The following is a 6,520-nucleotide window of genomic DNA, read 5'->3' on the forward strand; positions in this document are numbered from 1 at the left end:
CCAACACACTGGCGTTGGGCGGCAGGGTGTTCGATGACGTCATCCTTCACACCTACTTCACGCCGGAGACGCTGCAGCGCTGCGTCACAACCGTGAAGTCCGCCGCCGAAAAGGCCGGTCGCGACCCCGACAGCGTGCGGGTGTGGTCCTGTTTCGCCACGGTCGGCGACCATCTCCCGGAACAGTTGCGGTTGAAGAAGACCGTCGCGCGTCTCGCCACCTACCTTCAGGGGTACGGGGACCTGTTGGTGCAGACCAATAACTGGGATCCCGCTGTACTGCAACGGTTTCGGGCTGACTCAGTGGTGACCTCGATCGCCGGCGGGATCGACCACAAAGCCACGCCCGAGCAGATCGAACACATCGCGACATTGATTCCCGACGACTGGCTGGAGCCATCGGCGACCGGGTCGGCTCAGCGATGTGTCGACCGGATCCGCAAGGAATTCGACTACGGGGCCGACGCGCTGATCATGCACGGCGCCACGCCCGACGAACTCGAACCCGTCGTCGCGGCGTACCGGGCGACCTGATAGGAAAAGGTATGTCGCAGTACTTGAAGGACAAGGTCATTATCGTGACGGGCGCAGCCAGCGGCTTCGGCAAGTTGATTTCGGAGAAGTGTGCCGCCGGTGGCGCGAAGGTCGTCGGCGTCGACGTCAGCGTGGACGCCCTCAACGAGGTATTCGAAGGAATCCGGGCCGCCGGCTTCGAAGGCACCACCCACGTGGCGGACGTCACCGACATGGCCCAGGTTCACGCGGCGGCCCAACACGCCGTTGACGCCTACGGTCGCATCGACGTGATCGTGAACAATGCCGGCGTGATGCCGCTGGCGTTTTTCGCCGATCACGAACGCGCATGGGAGAAGTGGCACAAGGCGATCGACATCAACATCAAGGGCGTCGTGAACGGCATCTCCGCCGTCTACGACACGATGAGCAAGCAGGGCCGCGGCCAGGTCGTCAACATTTCGTCCATCTACGGCAATGCCGGAACCGAAGGCTCCGGCGTCTACAGCGCAACCAAGGCGGCCGTCGATGTGCTGTCGGATTCGTTGCGGGTCGAGGCCCAAGGCAAGATCAAGGTGACCACGGTCAAGCCGACCGGTGTTCTAGGAACCAATCTCGCCGGCGGGGTCGTCAACGAGGCGGCGGTCATCGGCATCGTGGGACAGAAAGGCCCCCAGTTCCTCGAAAATGCCGGCAATTTGCAGACCGGAGCGCTTCGCCCCGAACAGATGGACGTGGACTCGGTGGAGTACTGGCTGATCACTCCCGACGACCTGGCAAACGCCGTGGTACATGTCATCGACCAGCCCTGGGGCATCAACATCAGCGACGTGACCGTTAGGGCCAGCGGCGAGAATTACGTCTGCTGACTCCTCAGGGCATGATGACGGTCCGGCTCACCGGTTCGGCGGCGGCCTGCCGGCTCGATAACCCTCGCCGCAAGGACGTCAAGAGCGCGTCGCGCGTTTCGCGTGGATCGATCAGCTCATCAAAACCCATGTGCTCGGCGGAACGGTAGGACGCCTGCAACTCTGCGTCGCGCAGTTTGGCGGTGAGGTCTTCGCCGGCGTGCGATGCCTTGCTCAACGCCGCTGCGCTCATCGCTCCCATGGTGGCGCCGGGGTAGGCGAAGGTGGCACCTTGGCTGTCGAAACTCAACAGTGACATGACCATTGAGCCGAATCCATACGCCTTGCGCAGTGTCACGTGCAGCTTCACCGTGGTAGCCGCAGTCTGCGCGGCGAACATGCGGGCGCCGGCGCGCAGCACGCCGCTGCGCTCAGACCGGCTCCCGGGCAGCATGCCTGGATTGTCGGCAAGGAAGACGATCGGCAGGTGAAACGAGTCGGCCACCATAATGAAATGCGCCGCCTTGTCCGCGGCGTCGGCGTCGATGGAACCGGCCAGCACCTTGGGCTGGTTGGCGACCACCGCGACCGGATGGCCACCGAGATGGGCAAGTGCGCAAATGATCGCTCTGCCGAACCGCGGCTGGACCTCGAACCAGTCCGGCTGGTCGAAGATCACGTCGAGCACGGAGCGCATGTCATAGACGCGGCGGTTGTCGCGCGAGACGATCTCGATCAGCTCCGGTGTCGGCCGCGGCTGTGTCGTCTGGTCGTCAGGCAGCGGCGACGGGTATGACCATGCGCTAGAAGGGAAGTACGACAGGTAGCGACGAATATCGTCGAGCACTGTCTCGTCGTCCTCGCTGACGTTATGGATCACCCCGCTGGCCAACGCCACGCCGGGTCCGCCAAGGTCTTCTTTCGAGATGTCTTCTCCGGTCGACTCTTTGACGACGGGAGGCCCGGCGGTGAAGATGGCGCCCTGCTCGCTCATGATGCGGAAGTCGCACACCGGCGCCACCAACGCGCCGTGCCCGGCCGACGGGCCCAACACGGCGCCGACGGTCGGCACCCGGCCCGAGCATTGCGCCTGCGCGAGTAGGTCGGTCGGGGAGCGCCCATAGTGGCCGCCACCCGGACGGAAGCCCGCACCTTCGAGCAGCATCACCAACGGAATCTTGTCCCGTAGCGCGAGCTCGGCAATGCGGTAGCGCTTGGAGTTTCCGCCGGGCCCGATGCTGCCGGCCAGCGTGGTGAAGTCTTCGGCGCCGAGCATCACCGGTGAGCCATGGATCAAGCCGGACCCGACGACGATGCCATCGGCAGCGGTCTCGCCGCCGACCAACGTGCCGATTTCGCGAAACGTCCCTGGATCGAGAAGGTGGTCGATACGCGCCCGTGCATCGAGTTTGCCCTTGCCGTGGTGCTTGGCCAATCGTTCCGGACCGCCCATCGCCAACGTGCGCTGGCGGCGATCCTCGAGGTCGTCGAGCGTCTCCTGCCAGTCGGGGGGCTTCGTCATTGGCACGTCCTCACTCGTCGGCCGCCACCTACTGAAGTGCTTACTGTAGCGTCTGCGAGACGTGCACGGCCAGCGGGCCGCAGTGCCGCAGCGTTCTCGCTGCCTCTGCGGCAGCCGACATTGACCCTACCGAATTGCTTACTGTAGCTTCACGAGTATGACGCTTGAGCGCTCCACGCAAGCGTGCGGCCTCAAGGTCGACGGCGGCGTCTTCACCGACCTCGCTCGTGTGCCCGAACTCGCGGGTGAACTCGAGCAACAGGGCTACGACGCTTGCTGGACCGGCGAGATCAACCACGATCCGTTTCTGCCGCTGCTGCTGGCCGCCGAACACACCTCGCGACTCGAGGTGGGCACCAGCATCGCGGTGGCATTCGCGCGCAACCCGATGACAGTCGCCAACGTCGGCTGGGATCTGCAGACCTACTCCCAGGGCCGCTTCATTCTGGGCCTGGGTACCCAGGTCAAGCCGCACATCGAGAAGCGATTCAGCATGCCGTGGAGCCATCCGGTGGCCCGGATGCGCGAGTTTGTGCTTGCGCTGCAGGCGATCTGGTCGGCGTGGAGGGACGGCACCCGGCTGCGGTTCGAGGGTGAGTTCTACACGCACAAGCTGATGACGCCGATGTTCACGCCCGAGCCACAGCCCTACGCCGCACCAAAGATCTTCATCGCCGCGGTGGGCGAAGCCATGACCGACATGTGCGGCGAAGTCGCCGATGGGCTTCTGGCCCATGCCTTTACGACACGGAGGTATTTGCACGAGGTTACTCTGCCCGCGGTTCGGGCTGGGCTCGAGCGCTCCGGTCGCGACCGCAGCGCGTTCCAGGTCGCCTGCCCGGTGTTCGTGGTGACCGGCGCCGACGAGGCCGAATTGAGCGCCGGCGCAGCCGGTGTCCGCAAACAGATCGCTTTCTACGGATCGACGCCGGCGTACCGCAAAGTTCTTGAACTGCACGGCTGGGGCAACGTGGCGTCCGAGTTGCACGGGCTGTCGCAGCAGGGGGAATGGGACGCGATGGCGACGCTGATCGACGACGAGATTCTGGATGCGTTCGCCGTTGTCGCGACGACGGACAAACTCGCTGCCGCGCTCAAAGACCGCTGCGACGGCGTTATCGACCGCGTGATGCCGGCGCTTCCGCACACCCTTTCCAAAGACACCGTCACCGCGATTTTGCACGAGCTGCGTCAATGAGGAGCCGCCGATGAGCACGCCGACGATGGATGACGCCGCCAAGGTCCTTGCCGACCCGCAGGCCTATGCCGACGAGACGAAGTTGCATGCCGCACTGACGCATCTGCGGGCCAACGCACCGGTATCCCGGGTCGAGGTGCCGAATTACCGTCCCTTCTGGGCCATCACCAAGCACGCGGACGTCTTGGAGATCGAGCGCAACAACGCGCTGTTCACCAACTGGCCGCGCCCGGTTCTGACGACTGCGGAAGGCGACGAGCTGCAAGCCGCGGCCGGGGTGCGCACGCTGATCCATCTCGATGATCCACAACACCGTGTGGTGCGGGCGATCGGTGCGGATTGGTTTCGGCCCAAAGCGATGCGGGCGCTGAAGGTTCGGGTTGACGAGCTTGCCAAAAACTACGTCGACAAGATGATGGCGGTGGGCCCCGAGTGCGATTTCGTTCAAGAGATCGCGGTGAACTACCCGCTGTACGTGATCATGTCGCTGCTGGGCATACCCGAGTCGGACTTCCCGCGAATGCTCAAGCTCACTCAGGAGCTGTTCGGCAGCGACGACAGCGAGTTCAAGCGCGGCAGCGACAAAGAGGATCAAATACCTGCTCTGCTGGACATGTTCGGCTACTTCAATGGCGTCACCGCGTCGCGCCGCGAACACCCGACCGAAGATCTGGCATCCGCAATTGCCAACGCCCGCATCGATGGCGAGCCGTTGTCGGACATCGAGACGGTGTCCTACTACCTGATTGTCGCCACCGCCGGCCATGACACCACCAGCGCGACCATCTCTGGGGGACTGCATGGTCTGATCGAGAACCCCGATCAACTGGACCGGCTACGCAAAGATCTGGACCTGATGCCACTGGCCACCGAGGAGATGATCCGATGGGCCACGCCGGTCAAGGAGTTCATGCGCACCGCGTCCGAAGACACCACGGTGCGCGGAGTGCCGATCGCGGCCGGAGAATCGCTGCTGCTGTCCTACGTATCGGCCAATCGGGATGAAGAGGTCTTCGCCGATCCGTTCCGCTTCGACGTCGGCCGCGACCCTAACAAGCATTTGGCTTTCGGTTACGGTGTGCACTTCTGTCTGGGGGCGGCGTTGGCCCGCATGGAAGTCAGCAGCTTCTTCTCCGAGCTGATACCGAGACTGAAATCGATTGAGCTGACGGGTGATCCCGAGTCCGTCGCGACGACGTTCGTCGGCGGGCTCAAACACCTGCCGGTCCGCTACGAACTGCGCTGAGACCGGTTACGGCGCCTCGTCATCTTCGTCCTCTTCGCGAAGCAGTTTCTCGGGGTGATGGAACGTGTTGTTTCTTGCTGGTAGTCCAGCCGTTGTCGGCGAGTTTGTGGTTGGGGCCGCAGGCAAAGGTGAGGGTGTCGGTGACGGGGTGGGTGGCGTACGGGTGCATCCCGGGAACGAGCAGCCGCGGTCCTTGGCATGACCGTCGAGGCGCTTCTTGCAATCGGGCGCGGCCAGTTTCACGAACACGACATCGAGTGTGGCGCGATCGGACGCCGAGGGCGCATGTCCGGGCGGCGGACGTGTGCGAAGATGCGGCATGGCCGACTGCGGAACGAACGGGTGGAGCATAGTAGCGTCGGCGCAAGCGAGTTCAAATCTCGCAGGCATATTGGCTGGCTTCCTATTTTTTGGACTCATTTACTTACTCGGCAGAGATGAAAAGCGTGGAGAGATAGTATCGCTATTTACAGCGAGCTTTATTATTTTGGCGTTCGCTAGCTATTTATTCAGTCGTATTTCCGGCTTTTCTGCGCCATCCGATCCCGACCCGGCCACCACTTCTCCATGTAAAGGAGCGTGGATGGCGGGAATGGTTGCGATTGCTATGCTGGTTGTCGGCGCAGCGACCATGACTGTCGGGTTGGGTTATTTGTTGGTGAGCTATGATCCCAAATCCGACCGTACTCATTTGCCCAGACTCGCCGCGGTCACAAGCGGGGGAGTCCTGGTCGGTGCTATCTTTCTGCTCTTCACCTCGCTTAACTTCTATGATGAATTACTAGACCGGCCAAATCATCACCTAACCTGGACTTTGATTGCTCTGGCGCTCGCATTAGTTTTGTCATGTTCTTGTGTTACCTAAACATCATCTCGCGGCCCTGGCGCCCGACGGCAGATCAGGGACAAATATATTGAGTGGGCCGTGTACGTAATAGGGGGCTTCGGAATCGCAGGAACAGTGTTAACTGGCATCGCTGCCAGAATAGACCCGTCTCGTTGGGTTTCATGGTTGGTCATCATTGTCTCGCTAGGCTTCCCGGCGATCATTGTTGTCATGCTCGCCGGAGCCACCGTCGATGGTAAAGACGAGAAAGCGCGGGTCAAGGAGGAAGAGAAAGCGCGGGCCGCAAAACTTCGAGTTGCCACTCCACCGACGGAGGAGGCCGCTACTTCACCAACGGAGAATTAGGC

Annotated in this window: 7 protein-coding genes; 6 read left to right on the plus strand and 1 reads right to left on the minus strand. The window is 62.5% G+C overall.

Going from position 1 to position 6,520, the window contains the following annotated elements:
- A partial coding sequence (locus WAN02_RS33520; RefSeq protein WP_422269658.1) for a TIGR03857 family LLM class F420-dependent oxidoreductase occupies nucleotides 1–533 on the plus strand: 533 nt, incomplete at its 5' end.
- 11 nt (nucleotides 534–544) lie between these two features.
- Entirely contained in the window at nucleotides 545–1,381 is an 837-nt protein-coding gene (locus tag WAN02_RS33525; protein ID WP_422269659.1) for an SDR family oxidoreductase, read from the plus strand.
- 4 nt (nucleotides 1,382–1,385) lie between these two features.
- On the opposite strand, the gene WAN02_RS33530 is transcribed toward WAN02_RS33525, so the two are convergent.
- Nucleotides 1,386–2,882 carry an acyl-CoA carboxylase subunit beta gene (locus WAN02_RS33530; protein ID WP_422269660.1) on the minus strand — a complete coding sequence of 499 codons (1,497 nt, stop codon included), beginning with the start codon at nucleotides 2,880–2,882 and terminating at the stop codon, nucleotides 1,386–1,388.
- A gap of 157 nt (nucleotides 2,883–3,039) precedes the next feature.
- On the opposite strand from WAN02_RS33530, the gene WAN02_RS33535 reads away from it, so the two are divergent.
- The 4 genes from WAN02_RS33535 (at nucleotide 3,040) to WAN02_RS33550 (ending at nucleotide 6,518) form a co-directional block, all read left to right on the plus strand.
- Entirely contained in the window at nucleotides 3,040–4,080 is a 1,041-nt protein-coding gene (locus tag WAN02_RS33535; RefSeq protein WP_422269661.1) for an LLM class F420-dependent oxidoreductase, read from the plus strand.
- A gap of 25 nt (nucleotides 4,081–4,105) precedes the next feature.
- Nucleotides 4,106–5,326 carry a cytochrome P450 gene (locus tag WAN02_RS33540; RefSeq protein WP_422269664.1) on the plus strand — a complete coding sequence of 407 codons (1,221 nt, stop codon included), beginning with the start codon at nucleotides 4,106–4,108 and terminating at the stop codon, nucleotides 5,324–5,326.
- 319 nt (nucleotides 5,327–5,645) lie between these two features.
- Nucleotides 5,646–6,191, plus strand: coding sequence for a hypothetical protein (locus WAN02_RS33545; protein WP_422269662.1), 546 nt, complete (start codon nucleotides 5,646–5,648; stop codon nucleotides 6,189–6,191).
- A gap of 147 nt (nucleotides 6,192–6,338) precedes the next feature.
- Complete coding sequence (locus WAN02_RS33550; RefSeq protein WP_422269663.1) at nucleotides 6,339–6,518, plus strand: hypothetical protein; 180 nt, start codon at nucleotides 6,339–6,341, stop codon at nucleotides 6,516–6,518.
- Nucleotides 6,519–6,520: the final 2 nt, after the last annotated feature.

The sequence above is a fragment of the Mycobacterium sp. genome, from assembly GCF_049281135.1.
Taxonomy (GTDB): Bacteria; Actinomycetota; Actinomycetes; order Mycobacteriales; family Mycobacteriaceae; genus Mycobacterium.